This is a genomic window from Pseudomonas sp. KH_024_B2 (assembly GCF_057839965.1).
This window is the reverse complement of the sequence record NZ_CM174502.1, coordinates 4,534,329-4,556,486: the sequence shown is the minus strand read 5'-3', so window position 1 is coordinate 4,556,486 and position 22,158 is coordinate 4,534,329. Positions and strand designations below refer to the sequence as shown.

Below are 22,158 nucleotides of genomic sequence, written 5' to 3'. Positions count from 1 at the left end.
GCGCAAATTGTTGTTCATGACTTGTGGTGTCCGCTAAGGTCTTACCAGGGCGAGCTGTTCTACAGCGCGCAAAATGGGCAGTGTTGAAAGTAAGCTGATATTTCCATCTCTCCTTGGGGAATTATCCGACCTTATTTTCAGTCTTTTATGGTCTATCGCTTCTCTATATCGACCGTGCAGGGCCAAAGATTAATCATGGGTGACCAAATGCCTGACTCATCGCAACTTGTTATCGGTGCCGATCTTCAGGGACAACCGCTTGCTCAGGCCATGCGCCTGGCGAACCGTCACGGGCTGGTGGCCGGGGCCACCGGTACGGGGAAAACCGTAACCTTGCAGCGGTTGGCCGAAGCCTTCAGCGATGCCGGTGTGGCAGTGTTTGCCGCTGACATCAAAGGCGATTTGTGCGGGCTGGGTGCCGCCGGCAACCCTCAAGGCAAAGTGGCCGAACGGATCGCCGGGATGCCTTGGCTCGATCACCAGCCTCAGGCTTATCCGGTCACCCTGTGGGACATTCATGGTCAGTCCGGTCATCCGTTACGCACCACGTTGAGCGAAATGGGACCGTTGCTGTTGGGCAGTCTGCTGGAGCTCACCGACAGCCAGCAGTCGGCACTCTATGCCGCGTTCAAAGTGGCTGACCGTGAAGGTTTGTTGCTGCTGGACCTTAAAGATCTCAAGGCGTTGCTCAACCATCTCAGGGACAGCCCCGAACTGTTGGGGGACGATGCGGCGCTGATGACCACCGGCTCCAGCCAGGCGCTGTTGCGGCGCCTGGCGACGCTGGAGCAGCAGGGCGCCGAAGCCTTGTTCGGTGAGCCGGCGCTGCAACTGGAAGACATTCTGCAGCCTGCCAGTGACGGTCGCGGGCGGATTCATTTGCTCGACGCCAGCCGTCTGGTGCATGAGGCCCCCAAGGTCTATGCGACGTTCCTGCTGTGGCTGCTGGCCGAGTTGTTCGAGCAACTGCCGGAACGCGGCGATGCGGAAAAGCCGCTGCTGGCGCTGTTCTTCGATGAAGCGCATTTGTTGTTCGCCGGTACGCCAAAAGCCTTGCAGGACCGTTTGGAACAGGTCGTACGCTTGATCCGTTCCAAAGGTGTCGGCGTGTATTTCGTCACCCAATCCCCGGGCGACTTGCCGGACGATGTACTGGCTCAGCTAGGCTTGCGTGTTCAGCATGGTCTGCGGGCTTTCACTGCCAAAGAGCAGAAATCCTTGCGCGCGGTGGCCGACGGTTTCCGGCCGAATCCGGCGTTCGATGCGTTGGCGGTGCTGACGGAGTTGGGCATCGGTGAGGCCCTGGTCGGCACCTTGCAGGACAAGGGCACGCCAGGGATGGTCCAGCGTGTTTTGGTGGCGCCGCCACAATCGCGAATCGGGCCATTGAGCGACGCCGAGCGGGCGGCGTTGATTGCCGGCTCACCGTTGGTCGGACGTTATGACAAACCGATCGATCGGGAATCGGCCTATGAAGTGCTGATCGGCCGCAAAGGGTTGGCGCCAGAGCCTGAAGCCGCGCCGGGCAAACCGGTGGCCGAAGAACCGAGCTTCACTGACCGGGCCGGCGAGTTCCTCGGCACGGCGGCCGGGCAGGCGTTGAAATCGGCCATGCGTCAGGCCGCCAATCAGCTCGGGCGGCAGTTGGTGCGCGGACTAATGGGCTCGTTACTGGGTGGCAGCAAACGCCGCTAGGGTATGTACCCCCCCTGTGGGAGCGGGCTTGCCCGCGAAGAACGAATACGCGGTCTATCTGGCAAACCGAGTCGTCTGATTCGCGGGCAAGCCCGCTCCCACATTGGATCTGCGTTGGTTTCAGGGCCGCGGTTTGGCGTGACTGGCCAAACGCTCCAGAGCGGCGCGCAGGTTGGGATCGGTAATGCCGTCGGCGGTGGCCTGAATGGTCTCGGCGGCGTTTGTCGACAGGTCCATGGTGTGGCCGACTGCGCCTTGTTGCACAGTGGGAGGCTGGACCTTGAACAGAATGCGCGTCAGGCTGGCGAATTCGTCGAATACCTGCAACTGACGTTGCAAACGTTTTTGCTGATAGCGCAAACGGGTCGCCCAATGACCGTCGGTGACGATCAACAGTAAACTGCCTTCGCGCCAGGAAGCCACGTGACAATGTTCACGGGCGGCGGGCTGCAGCTGGCTTTCCAGCAAGCGCTGTAAATGGGCCAAACGTTGAGCGTGGCTGAATATGGCTTTTAAAGGCTTGGCTTCGCGAAGCAGGACGGCGGGTGCTCTGGCCGTAAGAGGGCGAAATGCCATGATCAGACACCTGAAGTAACAGAGCCGCCATGTTAGCAGAAAGCACTGGACGCGCTTGCCCCCCATTGCTTTGCAGCCGGTTTACCCATTAAATCAACGAGTAACTTCTGTCGCGAATGGGTTGAAGTTCAGCAAAAAGCCCTTATTTTAAACAGGCCCCGTCACAGCGCTGTGCCAGCATCGTGGAATAACGCCACTTTCCTCACCACCGTTTCCGGGTAGAATGCTCGTTCGCATGCGGCCATGAGGGCTGCACGGGCGACTCACGGGGCCGCCCTCCATCCCTATGTGTGGAAGAACCTGCCGATATGTTTGCGCCTTTGTTAAAGAAACTTTTTGGAAGCAAGAACGAGCGCGAAGTCAAACGCATGCTCAAGACGGTACAGATCGTCAATGCCTTCGAAGAGCAAATGGTGGCCCTTTCGGACGAGCAATTGCGTGCCAAGACCGACGAGTTCAAGGCCCGCTTAGCCAAAGGCGAGACCCTCGACAAGCTGCTTCCTGAAGCCTTTGCGGTTGCCCGTGAAGCCGGTAAGCGTGTCATGGGCATGCGCCACTTCGACGTGCAATTGATCGGCGGCATGACCTTGCATGAAGGCATGATCGCTGAAATGCGTACCGGTGAAGGCAAGACCCTGGTGGCGACACTGGCGGTTTACCTGAACGCGCTGTCCGGCGATGGCGTGCACGTTGTAACCGTGAACGACTACCTGGCTCGTCGTGACGCCAACTGGATGCGTCCGCTCTACGAATTCCTCGGCATGACGGTCGGCGTGGTTACGCCGTTCCAGCCGCCGGAAGAGAAGCGTGCTGCCTATGCCGCCGACATCACCTACGGCACCAACAACGAATTCGGTTTCGACTACCTGCGCGACAACATGGCTTTCAGCATGGAAGAAAAATTCCAGCGTCAGCTCAATTTTTCCGTAATCGACGAAGTCGACTCGATCCTGATCGACGAAGCCCGTACCCCGCTGATCATTTCCGGTCAGGCCGAAGACAGCTCCAAGCTCTATATCGAGATCAACAAACTGATCCCGCAGCTTGAACTGCACATTGAAGAAGTGGAAGGCGAAGTCACCAAGGCGGGTCACTACACCGTCGACGAGAAGACCCGTCAGGTCGAGCTGAACGAAGCCGGTCACCAGTTCATCGAAGATATGCTGACCCGCGTTGGCCTGCTGGCTGAAGGCGAGAGCCTGTATTCGGCGCACAACCTGGGCCTGCTGACCCACGTTTATTCCGGTCTGCGCGCTCACAAACTGTTCAATCGCAACGTCGAATATATCGTACAGGACGGTCAGGTCATTCTGGTCGACGAACACACCGGCCGTACCATGCCGGGTCGTCGTCTGTCCGAAGGTCTGCACCAGGCCATCGAAGCCAAGGAAGGCCTGAACATTCAGGCCGAAAGCCAGACCCTGGCATCGACTACCTTCCAGAACTACTTCCGTCTGTACAACAAACTGTCCGGCATGACCGGTACGGCCGACACCGAAGCGTTCGAATTCCACCAGATCTACGGTCTGGCAGTGATGGTCATTCCGCCGAACAAACCGCTGGCGCGCAAAGACTACAACGACCTGGTGTTCCTGACCGCCGAAGAGAAGTACGCGGCCATCATCAATGACATCAAGGAATGCATGACCCTGGGCCGTCCGGTGCTGGTGGGTACTGCAACCATTGAAACGTCCGAGCACATGTCCGGTCTGCTGCAGAAGGAAGGCATCGAACACAAGGTTCTGAACGCCAAGTTCCACGAAAAAGAAGCAGAAATCATCGCCCAGGCCGGTCGCCCGGGTGCGCTGACCATTGCTACCAACATGGCCGGTCGTGGTACTGACATCCTGTTGGGCGGCAACTGGGAAGTGGAAGTTGCGTCCCTTGAAGATCCAACTCCAGAGCAGATCGCGCAGATCAAGGCCGACTGGCAGAAGCGCCACCAGCAAGTGCTCGAATCGGGCGGCTTGCAGGTCATCGCTTCCGAGCGTCACGAATCGCGCCGTATCGACAACCAGCTGCGCGGTCGTGCCGGTCGTCAGGGTGACGCCGGTTCCAGCCGTTTCTACCTGTCGCTCGAAGACAGCCTGATGCGCATCTTCGCCTCTGATCGGGTGAAGAACTTCATGAAAGCCTTGGGCATGCAGTCCGGCGAAGCGATCGAGCACCGCATGGTGACCAACGCCATCGAGAAGGCTCAGCGCAAGGTAGAAGGTCGCAACTTCGACATTCGTAAGCAACTGCTCGAGTTCGACGACGTCAACAACGAACAACGTAAAGTGATCTATCACATGCGTAACAGTTTGTTGGCCGCCGACAACATCGGTGAAACCATCGCCGACTTCCGTCAGGACGTACTCAACGCCACCGTCAGCGCACACATTCCTCCGCAGTCGCTGCCCGAGCAGTGGGATGTGGCCGGTCTGGAAGCCGCTCTGTCGAGCGACTTCGGTGTGAAACTGCCGATCCAGCAATGGCTCGACGAAGACGATCACCTCTACGAAGAGACCCTGCGCGAGAAGCTGCTGGCCGAGCTGCTGGCCGCCTATAACGAGAAAGAAGAGCAAGCGAGTGCCGAAGCACTGCGCAGCTTCGAGAAACAAATCGTTCTGCGCGTGCTGGATGACCTGTGGAAAGACCACCTGTCGACCATGGATCACCTGCGACACGGCATCCACTTGCGTGGTTATGCGCAGAAGAACCCGAAGCAGGAATACAAGCGCGAGTCCTTCACCTTGTTCTCCGATCTGCTGGATTCGATCAAGCGCGACTCCATCCGTGTGTTGTCCCACGTTCAGGTTCGCCGCGAAGATCCGATCGAAGAGGAAGCCCGCCTGCGCCAGGAAGCCGAATCCCTGGCCCGACGCATGCAGTTCGAACACGCCCAGGCCCCAGGTCTGGAGCACCCGGAAGCGTTGGAAGAGGGCGTCGATCTCGATGTCGCCGTTGCCGCCGCGCCGGTTCGCCATGAGCAGAAGCTGGGTCGCAACGAGCTGTGCTACTGCGGTTCGGGCAAAAAGTACAAGCACTGTCACGGGCAAATCAACTAAGGTCTGTCCCTTGAGCTGAAACACCAAGCGCCGCGACCGGCCTCAGCCGTCGCGGCGTTTTACCATTGAAAAACACCGTCCTGTGAGGACGGCGCAGACATCTTACTTAGGAGCGCATTCATGGCTGTTGGTCTTGGTCCTTTGCCAACGTTGCACCCGGTTGCCGGTTTTGAACTCGGTATCGCCTCGGCTGGCATCAAGCGCCCGGGGCGCAAGGATGTCGTGGTCATGCGCTGTGCTGAAGGTTCCACGGTTGCTGGCGTATTCACCTTGAACGCGTTCTGCGCAGCTCCGGTGATCCTCGCCAAACAACGCGTGCAAGGTCCGGTGCGTTACCTGCTGACCAATACCGGCAATGCCAACGCCGGTACAGGTGCACCAGGCCTGGCTGCCGCTGAGCGCACCTGCGCCAAACTGGCGGAATTGACCGGTGTCGATGCCAGTCTCGTACTGCCGTACTCCACTGGCGTGATTGGCGAGCCGCTGCCGGTCGAGAAAATCGAAGGCGCCTTGCAGGCTGCACTCGACGACTTGTCCGTAGACAATTGGGCCGCTGCCGCCACGGGCATCATGACCACCGACACCCTGCCAAAGGGCGCGAGCCGGCAGTTTCAGCATGACGGCGTGACGGTCACCGTTACCGGCATCAGCAAAGGCGCCGGGATGATCCGCCCGAACATGGCGACCATGCTCGGCTACATCGCTACCGACGCCAAAGTCTCCCGTGAAGTGTTGCAAAACCTGCTGCTGGACGGCGCCAACAAGTCGTTCAACCGCATCACCATCGACGGCGATACCTCGACCAACGATTGCTGCATGCTGATTGCCACCGGCAAGGCTGATCTGCCGCAAATCACCTCCGCCGGTGGCCCGCTGTTCGCCGCGCTGAAGCAGGCGGTGTTCGAAGTCTGCATGGAAGTGGCTCAGGCCATCGTCCGTGACGGCGAAGGTGCGACCAAGTTCGTCACGGTTGAGGTGAACGGCGGCGGTAACCATCAGGAATGTCTGGATGTCGGTTACACCGTGGCGCACTCGCCGCTGATCAAGACCGCGTTGTTCGCTTCCGATCCGAACTGGGGCCGCATTCTCGCCGCCGTCGGCCGTGCCGGTGTCCCGGATCTGGACGTGAGCAAGATCGACGTGTTCCTCGGTGACGTGTGCATTGCCAGCCAAGGAGCTCGTGCGGCGACCTACACCGAAGCGCAGGGCGCGGCGGTGATGCAGCAGGAAGAGATCACCATTCGCATCGAACTGGGCCGCGGTGATTGCAGTGAAACGATCTGGACCACCGACCTGTCCCACGAATACGTGAAGATCAACGCCGAATACCGTACGTAACCATACTCGAGACCGAGTCGCTGCAATCGCGAGCAAGCTCGCTCCCACATTGTTTCCTGCCATACACAAATATTGTGTTCGCTGAAGATCTACTGTGGGAGCGAGCTTGCTCGCGAAGACGGACGACCAGACGCTAAAGATTCTGGTCTGTTCCCCTGACGAAAAGGCGCCAAAACATGAGCTACCACCTGATCATCGGCGACAAACTCTATTCCTCCTGGTCCTTGCGCGCTGCTCTTGCACTGGAATTGGCGGGCGCTGATTACACCGAAGAACTGATCAAACTGAACCAGCCTGATACCCGTCAGTTGATCCTCAAGCATTCGCCGACCGGCAAAGTCCCTTTACTGAAAACCGGGCACGGCACCATTGCCGACTCGCTGGCGATCGCCGAGTACCTGGTCGAACGTTTCCCTGAGGCCGATTTGTGGCCGAGCGATGTTGCCGCCCGTGCCCAGGCGCGTTCCGCTTGCGCGCAAATGCACAGCGGTTTCTTCGCAATGCGCGGCAACATGCCGTTCGACCTGAGTCGCGATGCACCGCTGTCGCCGATGCCGCCTGAAGCGCAGGCTGATATCGAGCGCATGCTGGCGCTGTGGGCTGAATGCCGTGCGGCCGCCACTGAGCCGGGGCCTTTCCTGTTTGGTCGGGTCAGCCTGGCGGACGCCTTCTTCGCACCGATTGCCGTGCGTTTGCGCACCTGGCAGGTGGCCTTGCCGGCGGTCGATGCGGCGTACGTTGAAACGATTTACCAATGGCCAGCCTTCAAGGCCTGGCAGAAGGCAGGGTTAGAGGAAATAGTGCGGTGAAACGAGTACATGTGGCTGCGGCCGTTATCCGTGATACCAGCGGCAAGATCCTCATCGCCAAGCGTGCCGATACTCAGCATCAGGGCGGCCTTTGGGAGTTTCCCGGCGGCAAGGTCGAGGCAGACGAAGCGGTGGAGTCGGCCCTTGCCCGTGAGCTGCAGGAAGAGCTGGGCATTGTGGTCAGTGCCGCTCGACCGTTGATCAAAGTGCAGCATGACTACCCGGACAAACAGGTGTTGCTGGATGTCTGGGAAGTCTCGGCCTTTACCGGCGAACCCCACGGCGCCGAAGGGCAACCCTTGGCCTGGGTTACTGCGCGGGAGTTGGCGGACTATGAGTTTCCCGCTGCCAACCAACCGATTGTCGCGGCGGCGCGCTTGCCGGGTGAGTACTTGATCACCCCTGAAGGTCTGGAAACGCCGGCCTTGTTGCGGGGAATACAGAAAGCTATCGCGGGTGGCATCAAGCTGATTCAGCTGCGTGCGCCGAACGGCTATGACCCGCAATACCGCGATCTGGCGGTAGACGCGGCAGGTCTGTGTGCGGGCAAGGCTCAGTTGATGCTCAAGGGCCCGTTCGAGTGGCTGGGAGACTTTCCCTCCGCCGGTTGGCACGTGACTGCCGCGCAATTGCGCAAATATGCCAGCGCCGGGAGACCATTGCCTGCGTCACGCTGGTTGGCCGCGTCTTGTCACAATGCCGAGGAGTTGGCCTTGGCTGAACAGATGGGCGTGGACTTCGTTACGCTGTCGCCAGTGCAGCCTACTCAGACTCACCCGGATGGGCAGCCGTTGGGTTGGGATCTGGCGGCACAGTTGATCAGGGGCTTCAACAGGCCGGTGTTTCTGCTCGGTGGTGTCGGCCCGGCCGAACATCAGCGGGCATGGGAAAACGGCGCCCAGGGCGTGGCGGGAATTCGGGCGTTTTGGCCCCAGGCGTAAACACCTGATCGTTCCCACGCTCTGCGTGGGAATGGGGCCCTGGACGCTCCGCGTCCGCTTTGGATGTGACGCAGAGCGTCACGAGATGCATTCCCACGCAGAGCGTGGGAACGATCAGTTTGGTGAAGGCTTCGCCGCAGCCTCCCAAAGAATCTCCGCAACACCCTGACGCTTGGCAATCAAGCGCGCCGCGACAAACAGCAAGTCCGACAGCCGATTGATGTACGCCAGCCCAACCCCGGTCAGCGGTTCGACGGCGTTCAGATGCTGGCAACGCCGTTCGGCACTGCGAGCCAGACTGCGGCACACATGGGCCTGAGCGATCAGTGCCGAACCGCCGGGCAGAATGAAGTTCTTCAACGGCCCCAGCTCTTCATTCCACAGATCGATAGCCGCCTCCAGGCGCTCGACTTCAGCTGAGTTGAGCGCTTGGTACACCGGCATGGCCAACTCGCCACCCAGGTCGAACAACCGGTGCTGACAGGGCGCCAGGACCTCGATCACCTCGGCCAACCCAGGATACTCGCGGCTTTGCTCGGTCAGTCCGGCCAACAACAGCCCCAACTGACTGTTCAGGCTATCGACTTCGCCCATAGCCTCGACCCGCGGATGATCCTTGGGCACCCGACGTCCGTCACCCAGGCCGGTTTCACCTTTGTCGCCGGTGCGGGTGTAAATCTTCGACAAGCGAAAACCCATGCTTACCTCTCCAGTTGACTGAGTTCATGAGAGGCGAGCTGGGTGCCCGCCAATGGCAGGCGCAAGGTGAAGCAGGTGCCTTGGCCCGGGGTCGATTGCACTTCCATCTGACCCTTGTGGTTGTTGGTGACGATGAAATAGGAAACCGACAACCCAAGTCCGGTGCCTTGGCCGATTTCCTTGGTGGTAAAGAACGGTTCGAAAGTGCGTTTACGCACGTTTTCGCTCATGCCGATGCCATTGTCTTCGACCTGGATTTCCGCCCAAGGTGGATTCAAACGGGTGCGCAGAATGATCCGCCCCGGTTCCTTGTCATCTTCACGCTGGTGAATGGCCTGAGCGGCGTTCTTCAGCAGGTTGAGCAGCACTTGTTCCAGCTCGTTGGCGGTGCCCGGAACCGGGCCCAATTGCGGGTCGAACTGACGAACGATGGCCTGACCCTTGAAGTCGAAGCCGATGGCCAGATCGAAATCGTTGCTGGCAATTTCCACGGCCTGGTCGATCAACGCCGGCAGATCGCACGGAGCCATTTGCCGGTTGCTGCGACGGCTGAAGCTGAGCATGTGAGTGACGATTTTCGCTGCACGCGCTCCGGCCTGCTGGATGCCGTCGAGTAACTGCGGCACCTCACGATTTTGCAGGTAGCGGTTGACGGTCGCAAGCTCGATGCCGATCTGCTCGGCTTGCTCAAGGTTCTTCGGCAATTCTGGCGACAAACGGCGACGAATGTTTTGCACGTTATGCAGGATCGCTCCCAGCGGGTTGTTGATCTCGTGGGCCATGCCGGCGGCGAGGCCACCGACCGAGAGCATCTTCTCCGACTGCACCATCATTTCTTCCAGGGACAGGCGCTGGGTAATGTCATCGATACGGATCACCACGCCACGCCCGGCACCCCCCATCAACGGGTAGAAGGTCAGGGCGTAATGCCTGGCTTCATCATCCTTGACCCAGGTGACTCGCTCGATCTTGGCCACCGTGTGCTGCTCGACGGTTTGCTTGAGTTGCGGCAGGTACGGTTTGAGTGGTTCGAAGGCGAGGAAGATCGGTTGGTTCAGGGCTTCGTCCAGTCGGGTGCCGGACAGGGCGCTGGCCTCCTGATTCCACTGGGTCACGTAGAGCTGTTCATCCAGCGCAATCAGGGCCGACGGCATCGAGTCGATGATGCTGTTGAGGTAGTTCTGGAAGCCGGTGAGCTTTTTCTCGATCTTGCTCCGTACCTGAACCTCCAGCTCGAGCTTGCGATTGGTATGGCGGGTTTCTTCGGCAAGGCCCTGGGCCTGGTCATAAGCCGCCTGGGAATCGTCCCGTGCGCGTTTGAGCTGTTGCTCACGGGCTTCGATGCGCGAGAGCATGGTGTTGAAGGCCTCGGCGAGGCTGCCGATTTCGTCGTGGTTACCGCGAGCGGCGCGCAAGGCGTAGTTTTCCTCACGGGTCACTTGTCGGGACAGCTCTTCGAGCTGGTGAATCGGTCGAGTGATCAGGCGTTTGATCTGCTGGGCGATGATCAGCCACAGCAGCACACTGAAGATCAGAATCCCCAGGCTGGCGGTCAGGGTGCCGGTGTAGAACGCCATCGGCAGTTCGCTGGTGGCGACCAGTAGCAGATGCCCCGGCGCCGAACCGGGGCGGGGTAAGGTGATCAGCTGGTTGGTGCGAAATTCGGTCACTTGCCAGGTTTCGACATGCCGATAGTGTTTTGGCAGATCGAGCGGCTCACCGTGTTGCAACTGCGCCAGGCGCGCACCCTTGCCGTCATACACCGCCGCAGCGCGTAATGGCGAATAGCTGTTGAGCTCATTGAGCAACTTTTCGGCGTTTTGTGGCGAGTCCAGCGCCTGGGCGGCCAGGCTCGGGTTGGAGATCAGTCGGCCGATAGTCTGTAGGGCCTCTGGTGCCATGCTTTCCTGGGAGATCCAGTAGGCGGCGCTGATAAACGTCAGGTTGGCGACCAGTAGCACGGTGGTCAGAAGAACCAGCAGGGCCGCGAGCAGTTTCTGGCCGACGGGCAGGTTTTCAAGGCGCTGGCGCAATGGCATCGGGGTCGTCGCTGAAGAGGAACAAGTGGCCAGCGTAGCCGCTGCTCAGTCGCTGGGCAATCCACGCGTGCGCAGGTACTCGATCAATCGCTGTTGCAACTGATTGAGGTGGGGCAGCATCAGTCGATGTCGGGACGCAACATTGCAAGCATGTCCCAGCAGATAGCTGATCTCGGTCCTGCGGTTGTTGGCGACGTCCTGATACATCGACGAGTAATTGGCTGCGGTCGCCTGAATGACCCGTTTGACTTCGTGATGCAGGTCTTGAGCCGCTGCCGGCTGGCCACAACGCTCCAGCAGTTCGGTCAGCTCGGCGCAGAGCGTGGCGACCTCGCAGTGATGCTGCTGCAAGCCGCCATTGCGGCAGTCGTGCAGCACGGTCAGCGGGTTTATTGCGCAATTGAGCGCCAGTTTGCGCCACAGTCGCGTGAGAATGTCCGTGCTCCACTCGTGAGGGATGCTGCTCGCGCTCAGGTCATCCAGCCATATCGGCGGGACAGGGTGGCCGGCATCACCGAGCCAGGTATAACCGTGACCGGCAAATACCACCCGCCAATCGCCATCGCGAAACGCGCCTTCGGTGCTGGAAGCAAAGATGCAGCGCGCCTGCGGAACCTGCGCCGCGACCGAGTCCTGGCTGCCCAGGCCGTTCTGCAAAAGAATCAGTTCGGCCTCGGGCGTCAGGCGTGACGCCAGTTGGGCGATGGCCTGCTCGGCGTCATAGGCTTTGCAGGCGACGAGCAAGCGGGCGATGGGTTCGCGACTGTCGATGGTTTCGCCGGGGATTTCATAGAGCCGCTCTTCGCCTTGTTCCACCAGTGTGAGCCCGCCTGCTGCCCGGTAGGCCTGCAAGCGTGCCTGATCACGCAGAATCAGCCGCACTGGCAAGCCGGCCCGGGCCAGACGTGTCGCCCACAAGGTGCCGAGGCTGCCTGCGCCGAGAATATGCCAGGTGGTCGACATCAGCTTTTTGCTCTGTTTGGCAGGCGCATGTGAGGCTCGCAGTGAAGGAGAGGAAAGACCCGTTATAATGAGCCCGCATTTTAACCGCAAGCCTGGCGTGCTCCATCTATATCGAGCGGCGCCCTTTTAACATTGGAGAAATTACATGCCGTCGTTCGACGTGGTATCCGAACTGGACAAGCACGAAGTCACCAACGCGGTCGAGAACGCCGTCAAGGAACTCGACCGTCGTTATGACTTGAAAGGCAAAGGCAGCTTCGAGTTCAAGGAAAAGGATCTGACGATCAACCTGACCGCTGAAGCCGACTTTCAGCTGGAAGCGATGATCGAAATCCTCAAGCTCGCGCTGGTCAAGCGCAAGATCGACGTGCAGTGCCTTGAGCTCAAGGACGCTTACGCTTCCGGCAAATTGATGAAGCAGGAAGCGACCCTCAAGGAAGGGATCGATAAGGAGATGGCGAAAAAGATCGTCGCGCATGTCAAGGACGCCAAGCTCAAGGTTCAGGCGGCCATTCAGGGTGAGCAGGTGCGTATCACCGGCAAGAAGCGTGACGACTTGCAGGAAGCGATTGCCGCACTGCGTGCCAAGGACTTCGGCCTGCCACTGCAGTTCAACAACTTCCGCGACTGATCGGCGTCCGGATACCCGGTAATAAGGAGAGAGAGATGGATTTGAATGCGGAAGTGGACAACCTGGTCAAGGTGTCCCAGGCGTGGATTCCGATGATCATGGAATACGGCAGTCGCGTGCTGCTGGCGGTCATCACCCTGGCCATCGGCTGGTGGCTGATCAACAACCTGACCCGTAAAGTCAGCAAGCTGCTGGCCATGCGCAACGCCGATCAGGCCTTGCAAGGTTTTATCGGCAGCCTGGCGAACATCATTCTCAAGGTGCTGCTGATCGTCAGCGTGGCCTCGATGATCGGTGTCGAAACCACCTCGTTCGTTGCGGCGATCGGTGCGGCGGGTCTGGCCATTGGTTTGGCGTTGCAAGGCAGCCTGGCGAACTTCGCCGGCGGCGTGCTGATTCTGCTGTTCCGTCCATTTCGTATTGGCGACTTGATCGAAGCGCAGGGCATCAGCGGCACGGTCGACAGCATTCAGATCTTCCATACCGTGCTGCGTACCGGTGATAACAAGACCATCATCGTACCTAACGGCAATCTGTCGAACGGCATCATCACCAACCACAACCGTCAGGTGACTCGCAAGGTGGTGTTTGATATAGCCGTCGACTACCAGGCCGATCTGCAAAAGGCCCGTGAGGTCCTGCTCGAGCTGGCCAAGGATGAGCGCGTGCTGGTCGATCCGGCACCGGAAGCGGTGATTTCGACCCTGGGTGACAGTTCGATTACGGTTTCCCTGCGAGTCTGGGTGAAGACCGCGGATTACTGGAATGTCATGTTCATGTTCAACGAACTGTCCCGTGATCGGCTGAAGGCGGCGGGGATCGATATTCCGTTCCCGCAGCGAGTGATTCGGGTGGTTCAGGAAGCAGCTGTGCAGTAACGTTGTTTGTCATTGCTTGGCTGTTCGGTCAAGTGTCGGCAGTGAGCTCAAGGGGCGATGAGCCTCTTGGGTGTCTTATCCCTCCTCAAGTGTTATTCGCTAAAAACATTTGGCTGACGCCAAGCATGAAGTGCGCGCATTGGTAAACAAGATGTGTTGGTTAGCTTGCTATGCAGTTTCCTCACTGCCCGACTGCAACTCAGTGGCCATAAAAAAACCGCTCACCTGAATCAGGTGAGCGGTTTTTTGTTAGAGCATAGCTCTACGACGTCATTGAATTACCGCAGAATTACAAGATGCTCAGCGGGTATTCAACGATGATACGTACGTCGTTGTTGTCTGCGGTGTAGTCGGCGTTGTAGGCATCGTTTGCACGATAGATTGCGCTACGCAGACGGAACGACAGATCCTTGGCTGGACCTTCTTGCAGAACGTACTTGGTTTCGAAGTTGAACTCGTGTTCCTTACCTTCGGTATCGGAAGACGTCTTGATGTTGTCGCCGTATACGTAACGAGCCATGAAGCTCAGGCCAGGAACGCCGTAGGTCTTCATGTTCAGGTCGTAGCGACCCTGCCAGGAGCGTTCGTCGATACCCACGAAGTCGGAGATCTGGATGGAGTTGGCTACGAAGATCGTGCCGTTACCGTCCACGCCGTACAGGTAGGTGGTGTCGCCGGAAGAGCGCTGGTGAGCTACGGTGAATTTGTGCGCGCCGATGCTGTAGGCAGCTGCCAAGCTCCACAGTTTGTTGTCGAGTTCGCCGTACCGCGCCTGGCCCTGATCTTCAGTTTTGTAGGCGTTGAGGTCGAAGTTCAGCGACTGCTCGTCGTTGATCGGGAAGGTGTAGTTGGCGTTGATGTACTGCTTCTTGAAGTACTCATCAACGTCGGATGCAGCGATACCCGCAACGAAGTTATCGGTGAACTGGTAGGTTGCGCCAACGATGTTGGCGCTGGTCAGGCCTGTACCGTCGATGCTGTCTTTGCCCATGCCGGTTTGCGAGCTCAGAGCAGTGAAACGACCGAGGCTGAGTTCCAGGCCTTTGATTTCTTTGCTGGTGAGCAAGGTGCCTTCAGCGACTTCTGGCAGCAGACGGCTGTCATCAGTAGCGAATACAGGGCTGGCTACGAATTGACGACCGTATTTCAGCGTGGTGTCGGAAAGACGGACTTTGACAGCTGCGCCAGCCTTGGATTGGGTGTCCTCAGGATTGCCTTCGCTGTCGCGAGCGAACAGGCCGTTACCAGCGCGACCCGAGCCGCCATCCAGCTTGGCGGTGCCGCCTACGAATGCGTCAAGACCAAAACCGACAGTACCTTGGGTGAAGCCGGACTCGAAAGTAACCAGTTCGCTGATACCGGTGTCTTGACGATAGCCACTTTTGAAACCGCCACCTGGCTTGGCAATGTTGCCAGCGCCATTGCGGAAGTCACGGTTCATGTACTCGATACGAGTCTTGGCGACCAGGCTGGCGTCTTCAACGAAGCCTTTGGATTCGTCCTGGGAGGACGCGATTGCGAACTGCGAGGTGCCTGCTGAAACAGCCAGTGCGATCATGCTCCACTTCATCACGCGCATCGTGATTTGCTCCTTTGGTTTTTAGAAGAGTACTGCCGTCCGCCTGTTTTATTATCCGGGCGGCTCTTTCTTTTTGTGTCGGCGCAAACTTATATCACGCTGACAATGTTGGCGATACTTACGTATCTATCCTTTCGGCTTCTTTACGACCCTGTCGCAAAATGCTCGGTCCATGTCGCAAATCCACAACACAGTGTATCCGGACTGACAACTTCAGTGCTGTTTTCAACGGCCTGAGCATAGAGAAAAATGTTCTACGTTCAAGCGGTGAATTCTCCATGGGCAACCTTGCCACTATTATTATGCGTCTCAAGGTACCCACTTGCGGTGGGCATCTTTTCGACGATGCAGGTGTGGATGCAACAAGCGTGCACAAACACGTTTTCTTTCGCTAATTTTTTCTGATGCTCTGGATGGAGCAGCCAAAACCTCATGAAATCGGGGGTTTTAAGGTCGTTTTGTTTGAGCTTGACTCCGCAGTTTTACTGGTGTTAGCACCAGAAAAGTCGACCTGACAACCAAAAACGTTACCGGTTCACACTCAATATTGAGTAGATGGCGGATGGCTAAGGCAATCAGCGTAGACGAGCTGTGCAGTTTTGGTGCAAAAAATTTTCAGAGGTGGGCAGATTCATCCAGGACGGCTCCGAGATAAAAAGTGACGACCCCGCATCAGCGGGTCATTTCCCGGGGTGTGACCGGCCAGCGTTTCTTGATTTGTGCGCTTGAATCAGAAGTGATCCATATTGGGGCGTCCATGGGCTTGATGGCCGGTATCCTGTTCGTGTTCACCGTGAAGGGATTGCCAATCGCAGGTATGCTGCCGTTCTGTCGCTTGGCGAGCAGTCGGTCGGGCTGTGTGCCAAGCTGAAAACTGATGAGCTGAGCGGGAGTGCGCGCGGTGTTCACTTTAGATCCACGACTTCAACAAGACACGCTACCCATCGGGGATTTCCCCTTGTGCCGGTTGCTGTTGTCCAATGATTCGAACTACCCCTGGTTCATCCTGGTACCGCGGCGAGAGGATGTCAGTGAGTTGTTTCAGCTGGATGCCGCTGATCAACAACAGCTATGGAAAGAAACCACAGAGCTGGCAGAGATGCTCAAGGATTCGTTCGACGCGGACAAGTTGAACGTGGCGACCCTGGGGAATGTGGTCAGCCAACTGCACATGCATGTCATCGTGCGTAAGCGTGAAGATGCGGCCTGGCCGGCACCGGTTTGGGGCAAGCATCCGGCAGTGCCTTATAGTGCCGAGCAGGTGGCGGCAGTTCGCGAGCGGCTGCGACTGGTGTTGACCGATGGTTTTCAGTTTCTGGAGGGCTGAAGAATGAACGCTGAGGCGCGTATTACCGAATTGGAAAGCCGTCAGGCTTTTCAGGATGACACGATTCAACAGTTGAGCGATGTGCTCGCAACGCAACAGCGGGTGGTCGAGCGTTTGCAATTGCAGATGGCGGCGCTGCTCAAGCGGCAGGAAGAAATGGCCGGCCAGTTCGAGTCCTTCGAGGAGGAAGCTCCGCCACCGCATTATTGAGTGTTCTTGAGCGCCTCAAAAATGCAGGCCCCCCATCCCTGCAAAAAAAAACCGCGATGCAGCCTGGCTGCATCGCGGTTTTTATTGCGGGGGCTGAAATCAGCGGCGCGGCAACGCTGCGATCACATCTTCAGCTTGCAGGCCTTTATCACGGTTCATGACGGAGAACTCCACGCGCTGGCCTTCGACCAGGACGCGGTGCCCTTCACCCCGGATAGCACGAAAGTGCACGAAAATATCATCACCGGAGTCGCGGGAAATGAAACCGAAGCCTTTAGAGGTGTTGAACCACTTGACGGTGCCGGTATCGCGATTGGTCATGTCGTAGTTTTGTGACGCTGCAGATGCTGGCGAAGAAGTGTAGAAGCTGATGGCCAGATGCAGGAGAACGGCAACCAGTGCAGTCAGAAGACTGAACAGAACGGCCGGTTGGCCGCCAATTATAGGAAGAGGAGCCAGTAGTGTGAGGATTTGCAGGACGACGGCAAGCACCAGCAGGGCGCTGACCAGGTTCTGCAGTTGATGACGTGGGCCTTTGTTCCAGTAGGGAATAACCGGAGCGAGGGTCAGGTTGAGCAGACCGAAAAATGCCAGATAAAGCGCATCGGGTTGTTGCAGGTAAGGTACGGCTTCGGATCGCAGGCTAGGGATAAAGGACAGCAGCAGGGCTGCTGCGCCCGTTAGCAGATGGACGATTTTCAACATTTTGATTAACTCACGTTAAGACGGATCACAAGGAAGAGCTGATTGCGAACGGTTCGCTTCTGAACAATATGAGGCGCTGGACACGTACGCGGTATCAGCCTATGCGCTGCGGTCAGGGAAATAGGTCGCAGCGACACACCCTCTATTTAACAGCAAAGCCTTGGCCTTCTCAAATCAGGCGCTGCCGCTATAGATGCCCGTTGATCGCCTGCCAGGGAAATGTTGCCCTGATTTGTCTTGTAGACGCTTGTTCCAGACGGTTGTGTGAGGTTTCAGGCTGGCCGCGGGCTGCTGTTTTTTATTTTGGCTGGATGCGTAGCAGCTGCCGAGCTTGCGAGGCTGCGTTCGGCTGCGAAGCAGTCGTAAAACCTGCAACTGCCGTGCATCAGGGAAAACGCATCTGCCGGACTACGACTGCTGCGCAGCCGAACGCAGCCTCGCAGGCTCGGCAGCGGCTACGGATACCTATGTTCTTTATCTAAAAGCCCATAACTTCCACTGGAATTTCATGGTTTTCCTGCGCCCGGTGCTTATTTGGTTTGTGCGTGTCTTTCTTCGATTTAGGCGGAAGAGGAAGTGCCAGGTGCCGACGATATGATCAAGCAACTTGTTCGAGGTCAGAAGACGGTAATACGAACAGCGCGCGGGCTCTTCCCGCTGCTTGACAAGGTGAGCGATGAGTCGACGGCGGCGGCGCCGACGCGGCGTATGCAGGCGCCTGGATGCTGTGCTCGTTGCTGGACAGCAGCTGATGCCGGGGCCGGGCTTTCAAGTGGCTGGTAATAAAACCATTGTGGTTTTGGAATGTAGGACGGCGATATAAATCGCGCTGTAGTTGTTGGCTTGTCCTACATTCGTGGTCCTGAAATCATCTGGATATAGCCATCTGGTTAAGCTTTTATAAAGGGGCAGGTTTGTTTTTGACTTTCTGAAAGAGCATACGGCAAAGGAGTGTCGAGGATATGGTTCAAGGAGTAGGTCGAGATGTGAAGGACGTGCCCCGGTTCAAACATGCAAGGGTTGATCCGTTTGTCAGGGAATTCGATATGGGGTTGGCGCAACCACTTTCCAGATCGATTCGATTGAATGGCTTTGCTACCTGTTTGCGGCTGGAACAAATCTATTGGGATATTCTGGCCGAGATCGCCAGGATCAATTGTTGCTCGGTCAGTGCGCTGCTTTCCTATGTCGACAGAGAGGTGCATTTACGTCATGGGGGAGTGAAAAATTTCAGCGGGCTGGTCAGAGTCGTTTGTGTCGCGCATAGCTTGAAGGAGGGGGCGTGTCTGGTTGCCGAGGCTTCAGCTGCCGGGCGAGCTTGATGCCCGGGTGCAATAAAAGGAGAGATGTGTAGCAAATGGCCGCAAACGGTCTGGCGCGGTAGCTGCGTAGCTTGAGCAGTGGGTGTCGTTACCCGCTCTACAAGGGCTGACGTCAGCCTATGCAGTCATACGGCTGCACAGGCACGATTTAATGGATATAATCCCGCTCTTTGCTGCGTAGCCCGGGCTTTCGTGCGGGCGCGGGCTGTAGAATTGATTGCCGAGACAACCGCCATGCCCATGTACGACTATCAATGTGCTTCCTGCGGTCATCAACTGGAAGCCATTCAAAAGATCAGCGCCGAGCCGCTGGTCGACTGCCCTGCCTGCCAGGCGCCTGAACTGAAAAAAATGCTCTCCATGCCCGGGTTCCGCCTCAGCGGTACCGGCTGGTACGAGACTGACTTCAAGACAGGCTCGAAGAAGAATCTGTCTGGCGGCGACAAAGCTGACTAAGTTGAACGACCACGCGAGCTCTTGCATTATCTGGCGCCTGACTTAAGGGTGGTGGTGCGCAAGGCCTCCAATCGAATTTCGAATTACGAGAAGTGAAATCACCATCATGATGCGCAGCCATTATTGCGGCCAACTGAACGAAAGCCTGGAAGGTCAGGAAATTACCCTTTGCGGATGGGTCCACCGTCGTCGCGACCATGGCGGGGTCATTTTCCTCGATATCCGTGATCGTGAAGGTCTGGCCCAAGTGGTGTTCGATCCGGATCGCGCTGAAACTTTCGCCGCCGCCGACCGCGTGCGCAGCGAGTATGTGGTCAAGGTCACCGGCAAGGTGCGCCTGCGTCCGGCCGGTGCCGGCAACGCCAACATGGCTTCGGGCATGATCGAAGTGCTGGGCTACGAGCTGGAAGTATTGAACGAGGCGGAAACCCCGCCATTCCCGCTCAACGAGTTCTCTGACGTCGGCGAAGAAACCCGCCTGCGTTATCGCTTCATCGACCTGCGTCGCCCGGAAATGCTCGAGAAGCTGCGCCTGCGTTCGCGCATGACCACCAGCATCCGTCGTTACCTGGACGAAAACGGCTTCCTCGACGTCGAGACACCGATCCTGACCCGTGCCACCCCTGAAGGTGCGCGTGACTATCTGGTGCCGAGCCGTACCCACGCAGGCAGCTTCTTTGCCTTGCCGCAATCGCCGCAGCTGTTCAAGCAATTGCTGATGGTTGCCGGCTTCGATCGTTACTACCAGATCGCCAAGTGCTTCCGCGATGAAGACCTGCGTGCAGACCGTCAGCCGGAATTCACCCAGATTGACATCGAAACCAGCTTCCTCAATGAAGCCGAGATCATGGGCATCACCGAAGGCATGATCCGCAACCTGTTCAAGGAAGTGCTGGATCTGGAGTTCGGCGAATTCCCGCACATGACCTGGGACGAGGCCATGCGTCGTTTCGGTTCCGATAAGCCGGACCTGCGTAACCCGCTGGAACTGGTGGACGTTGCCGATCAGCTCAAGGATGTCGACTTCAAGGTCTTCAGCGGTCCGGCCAACGATCCGAAATGCCGCGTTGCTGCCTTGCGCGTACCGGGCGGGGCGAGCATGCCGCGCAGCAAGATCGACGACTACACCAAGTTCGTCGGTATCTACGGTGCCAAGGGCCTGGCGTACATCAAGGTCAACGAACGTGCCAAGGGCGTCGAAGGCCTGCAGTCGCCGATCGTCAAGAACATCCCTGAAGACAACCTCAACGTGATCCTCGATCGCGTGGGTGCAGTCGATGGCGACATCGTGTTCTTCGGTGCCGACAAAGCCAAGATCGTCAGCGAAGCCTTGGGCGCGCTGCGGATCAAGGTCGGTAACGACTTCAACCTGCACACCTGCGAATGGGCACCGATGTGGGTCGTCGACTTCCCGATGTTCGAAGAAAACGACGACGGCAGCCTCGCCGCACTGCACCACCCGTTCACCGCGCCGAAGTGCTCGCCACAAGAACTGGAAGCCAACCCGGCTGCAGCCTTGTCCCGTGCCTACGACATGGTCCTGAACGGTACCGAGCTGGGTGGCGGTTCGATCCGTATCCACCGCAAGGAAATGCAACAGTCGGTGTTCCGTCTGCTGGGTATCAGCGAAGCTGAACAGGAAGAGAAATTCGGCTTCCTGCTCGATGCCCTGAAATACGGTGCGCCACCCCATGGTGGTCTGGCCTTCGGTCTGGACCGTCTGGTGATGCTGATGACCGGCGCCCAGTCGATCCGTGAAGTGATCGCCTTCCCGAAAACCCAGAGCGCTGCCTGTGTCATGACTCAGGCGCCGGGTCTGGTAGATGCCAAGGCATTGCGTGAACTGCACATCCGTTTGCGCGAACAGCCAAAGGCTGAGTAAGGCTGACCTGAAAGGTGAAAGGCGCATCCTCTGATGCGCCTTTTCCTTTCTTTATAGATTGAGAAGGGTCGAAATTTTTACTTGCCGGCCTGCGCTCAGTCGCGCGGCGGGCAATGTTTCAAAGAGAATCTGGAGCAAGTTATGGCAGGTCATTCCAAGTGGGCGAACATCAAGCACCGCAAAGAGCGTCAGGATGCCAAGAAAGGCAAGATTTTCACCAAGTGGATTCGTGAGCTGACGGTCGCTGCCCGCCAGGGCGGTGGTGATCCGGGGTCCAACCCGCGTCTGCGTCTGGCGCTGGACAAGGCGCTGGGTGCGAACATGAGCCGGGACATCATCGATCGCGCGGTTGCCCGTGGTGCCGGTGCTGCCGATACCGACGACATGGTCGAGCTGACCTACGAAGGTTACGGCCCGGGCGGCGTGGCAGTTATGGTCGAATGCATGACCGACAACCGTAACCGCACTGCAGCGGCTGTGCGCCATGCGTTCAGCAAATGCGGTGGCAACCTGGGTACCGACGGCTCGGTGGCTTACCTGTTCGAGCGCAAAGGGCAGATCTCCTTCGCGCCAGGTGTCGACGAAGACTCCCTGATTGAAGCCGCCATGGAAGCCGACGCCGATGACGTCGTGAGCAACGAAGACGGCTCCATCGATGTCTTTACCTCGTTCACCGGGTTCTATGCCGTGCGCAACGCTTTGGAGGCCGCAGGCTTCAAGGGCGATGACGCTGAAGTCGTCATGCTGCCGACCACCAGTGCCGAACTGGACCTGGAAGGCGCCGAGAAGGTGCTCAAGCTGATCGACATGCTGGAAGACCTGGATGACGTACAGAACGTCTACTCCAACGCGGATATCCCGGAGTCGGTGGCCCAACAGCTAGGCTGATCGCCCCGGCTTTTTGTGGGAGCGAGCTTGCTCGCGATGAGCCTGAGCTCGACGCGTAGTTTCAGGAAGGTCGCGTCATCGTTAACGACCATCGCGAGCAATCGAGCGTCGACCGGCTGCTCCCACAAGGTTCTGCGTCGGCCTACAGTGATGCGTATCCGATACACCTC

General features: G+C 58.1%; 19 protein-coding genes and 1 pseudogene. 14 read left to right on the top strand and 6 right to left on the bottom strand.

Going from position 1 to position 22,158, the window contains the following annotated elements; all coding sequences use genetic code 11:
- Nucleotides 1-207: 207 nt before the first annotated feature.
- Nucleotides 208-1,695, top strand: a complete 1,488-nt coding sequence (locus AC3I0A_RS21305) for a helicase HerA-like domain-containing protein (protein WP_489378568.1) — start codon at nucleotides 208-210, stop codon at nucleotides 1,693-1,695.
- A gap of 120 nt (nucleotides 1,696-1,815) precedes the next feature.
- Here the strand turns inward: AC3I0A_RS21305 and AC3I0A_RS21300 are convergent, their stop codons facing one another.
- Nucleotides 1,816-2,271, bottom strand: a complete 456-nt coding sequence (locus AC3I0A_RS21300; protein WP_489374405.1) for a DUF721 domain-containing protein — start codon at nucleotides 2,269-2,271, stop codon at nucleotides 1,816-1,818.
- Between the two features lie 308 nt (nucleotides 2,272-2,579).
- Between AC3I0A_RS21300 and secA the strand changes: the two genes are divergently transcribed.
- From secA to AC3I0A_RS21280, 4 genes are all read left to right on the top strand, one after another.
- A complete protein-coding gene (gene secA / locus AC3I0A_RS21295; RefSeq protein ID WP_489374404.1) occupies nucleotides 2,580-5,321 on the top strand; it encodes a preprotein translocase subunit SecA in 2,742 nt (913 codons plus the stop codon).
- Between the two features lie 120 nt (nucleotides 5,322-5,441).
- A complete protein-coding gene (gene argJ / locus AC3I0A_RS21290) occupies nucleotides 5,442-6,659 on the top strand; it encodes a bifunctional glutamate N-acetyltransferase/amino-acid acetyltransferase ArgJ (protein ID WP_489374402.1) in 1,218 nt (405 codons plus the stop codon).
- Between the two features lie 176 nt (nucleotides 6,660-6,835).
- Nucleotides 6,836-7,468 carry a glutathione S-transferase gene (locus AC3I0A_RS21285; RefSeq protein ID WP_489374400.1) on the top strand — a complete coding sequence of 211 codons (633 nt, stop codon included), beginning with the start codon at nucleotides 6,836-6,838 and terminating at the stop codon, nucleotides 7,466-7,468.
- Nucleotides 7,465-8,409: a Nudix family hydrolase gene (locus AC3I0A_RS21280; protein WP_489374398.1), complete on the top strand. Its 945-nt coding sequence runs from the start codon at nucleotides 7,465-7,467 to the stop codon at nucleotides 8,407-8,409. Before AC3I0A_RS21285 ends, AC3I0A_RS21280 begins: the two co-directional genes overlap by 4 nt.
- Before the next feature lie 114 nt (nucleotides 8,410-8,523).
- Here AC3I0A_RS21280 and AC3I0A_RS21275 read toward each other — a convergent pair whose 3' ends face one another.
- From AC3I0A_RS21275 to AC3I0A_RS21265, 3 genes are read right to left on the bottom strand one after another with little or no spacing between them, the layout of a single operon-like run.
- Entirely contained in the window at nucleotides 8,524-9,108 is a 585-nt protein-coding gene (locus AC3I0A_RS21275; protein ID WP_489374396.1) for a cob(I)yrinic acid a,c-diamide adenosyltransferase, read from the bottom strand.
- Nucleotides 9,109-9,110: 2 nt separating this feature from the next.
- Nucleotides 9,111-11,147, bottom strand: coding sequence for a sensor histidine kinase (locus tag AC3I0A_RS21270; RefSeq protein ID WP_489374394.1), 2,037 nt, complete (start codon nucleotides 11,145-11,147; stop codon nucleotides 9,111-9,113).
- Nucleotides 11,148-11,192: 45 nt separating this feature from the next.
- Nucleotides 11,193-12,110: a putative 2-dehydropantoate 2-reductase gene (locus AC3I0A_RS21265; RefSeq protein ID WP_489374393.1), complete on the bottom strand. Its 918-nt coding sequence runs from the start codon at nucleotides 12,108-12,110 to the stop codon at nucleotides 11,193-11,195.
- 145 nt (nucleotides 12,111-12,255) lie between these two features.
- Here AC3I0A_RS21265 and AC3I0A_RS21260 point away from each other — a divergent pair, with 145 nt between their 5' ends.
- Both AC3I0A_RS21260 and AC3I0A_RS21255 read left to right on the top strand, forming a co-directional pair.
- Nucleotides 12,256-12,741 (top strand): YajQ family cyclic di-GMP-binding protein, encoded by a 486-nt coding sequence (locus AC3I0A_RS21260; protein WP_489374391.1) that lies wholly within the window; start codon nucleotides 12,256-12,258, stop codon nucleotides 12,739-12,741.
- Between the two features lie 35 nt (nucleotides 12,742-12,776).
- Nucleotides 12,777-13,619 carry a mechanosensitive ion channel family protein gene (locus tag AC3I0A_RS21255; protein ID WP_489374389.1) on the top strand — a complete coding sequence of 281 codons (843 nt, stop codon included), beginning with the start codon at nucleotides 12,777-12,779 and terminating at the stop codon, nucleotides 13,617-13,619.
- A 289-nt stretch (nucleotides 13,620-13,908) separates the two neighbouring features.
- On the opposite strand, the gene AC3I0A_RS21250 is transcribed toward AC3I0A_RS21255, so the two are convergent.
- Nucleotides 13,909-15,198, bottom strand: coding sequence for an OprD family porin (locus AC3I0A_RS21250; RefSeq protein ID WP_489374387.1), 1,290 nt, complete (start codon nucleotides 15,196-15,198; stop codon nucleotides 13,909-13,911).
- A gap of 901 nt (nucleotides 15,199-16,099) precedes the next feature.
- Here AC3I0A_RS21250 and AC3I0A_RS21245 point away from each other — a divergent pair.
- Both AC3I0A_RS21245 and AC3I0A_RS21240 read left to right on the top strand, forming a co-directional pair.
- Nucleotides 16,100-16,525 carry an HIT family protein gene (locus AC3I0A_RS21245; protein WP_489374385.1) on the top strand — a complete coding sequence of 142 codons (426 nt, stop codon included), beginning with the start codon at nucleotides 16,100-16,102 and terminating at the stop codon, nucleotides 16,523-16,525.
- A gap of 3 nt (nucleotides 16,526-16,528) precedes the next feature.
- Nucleotides 16,529-16,735, top strand: coding sequence for a SlyX family protein (locus AC3I0A_RS21240; protein ID WP_489374383.1), 207 nt, complete (start codon nucleotides 16,529-16,531; stop codon nucleotides 16,733-16,735).
- Nucleotides 16,736-16,834: 99 nt separating this feature from the next.
- On the opposite strand, the gene AC3I0A_RS21235 is transcribed toward AC3I0A_RS21240, so the two are convergent.
- Nucleotides 16,835-17,440, bottom strand: coding sequence for a cold-shock protein (locus AC3I0A_RS21235; protein WP_489374381.1), 606 nt, complete (start codon nucleotides 17,438-17,440; stop codon nucleotides 16,835-16,837).
- Nucleotides 17,441-17,840: 400 nt separating this feature from the next.
- On the opposite strand from AC3I0A_RS21235, the pseudogene AC3I0A_RS21230 reads away from it, so the two are divergent.
- From AC3I0A_RS21230 to AC3I0A_RS21210, 5 genes and pseudogenes are all read left to right on the top strand, one after another.
- Nucleotides 17,841-18,192: pseudogene (locus AC3I0A_RS21230) on the top strand (hypothetical protein).
- Between the two features lie 210 nt (nucleotides 18,193-18,402).
- The gene (locus AC3I0A_RS21225) at nucleotides 18,403-18,762 is read left to right on the top strand and encodes a ribbon-helix-helix domain-containing protein (RefSeq protein ID WP_489374380.1); all 360 of its coding nucleotides are present in this window, start codon (nucleotides 18,403-18,405) and stop codon (nucleotides 18,760-18,762) included.
- A gap of 234 nt (nucleotides 18,763-18,996) precedes the next feature.
- A complete protein-coding gene (locus AC3I0A_RS21220; protein ID WP_489374379.1) occupies nucleotides 18,997-19,218 on the top strand; it encodes an FmdB family zinc ribbon protein in 222 nt (73 codons plus the stop codon).
- 106 nt (nucleotides 19,219-19,324) lie between these two features.
- The gene (gene aspS, locus AC3I0A_RS21215; protein WP_489374378.1) at nucleotides 19,325-21,100 is read left to right on the top strand and encodes an aspartate--tRNA ligase; all 1,776 of its coding nucleotides are present in this window, start codon (nucleotides 19,325-19,327) and stop codon (nucleotides 21,098-21,100) included.
- Nucleotides 21,101-21,241: 141 nt separating this feature from the next.
- On the top strand, nucleotides 21,242-21,988 hold the full coding sequence (locus AC3I0A_RS21210; RefSeq protein WP_489374377.1) for a YebC/PmpR family DNA-binding transcriptional regulator: 747 nt from the start codon (nucleotides 21,242-21,244) through the stop codon (nucleotides 21,986-21,988).
- The last annotated feature ends 170 nt before the right edge of the window (nucleotides 21,989-22,158 follow it).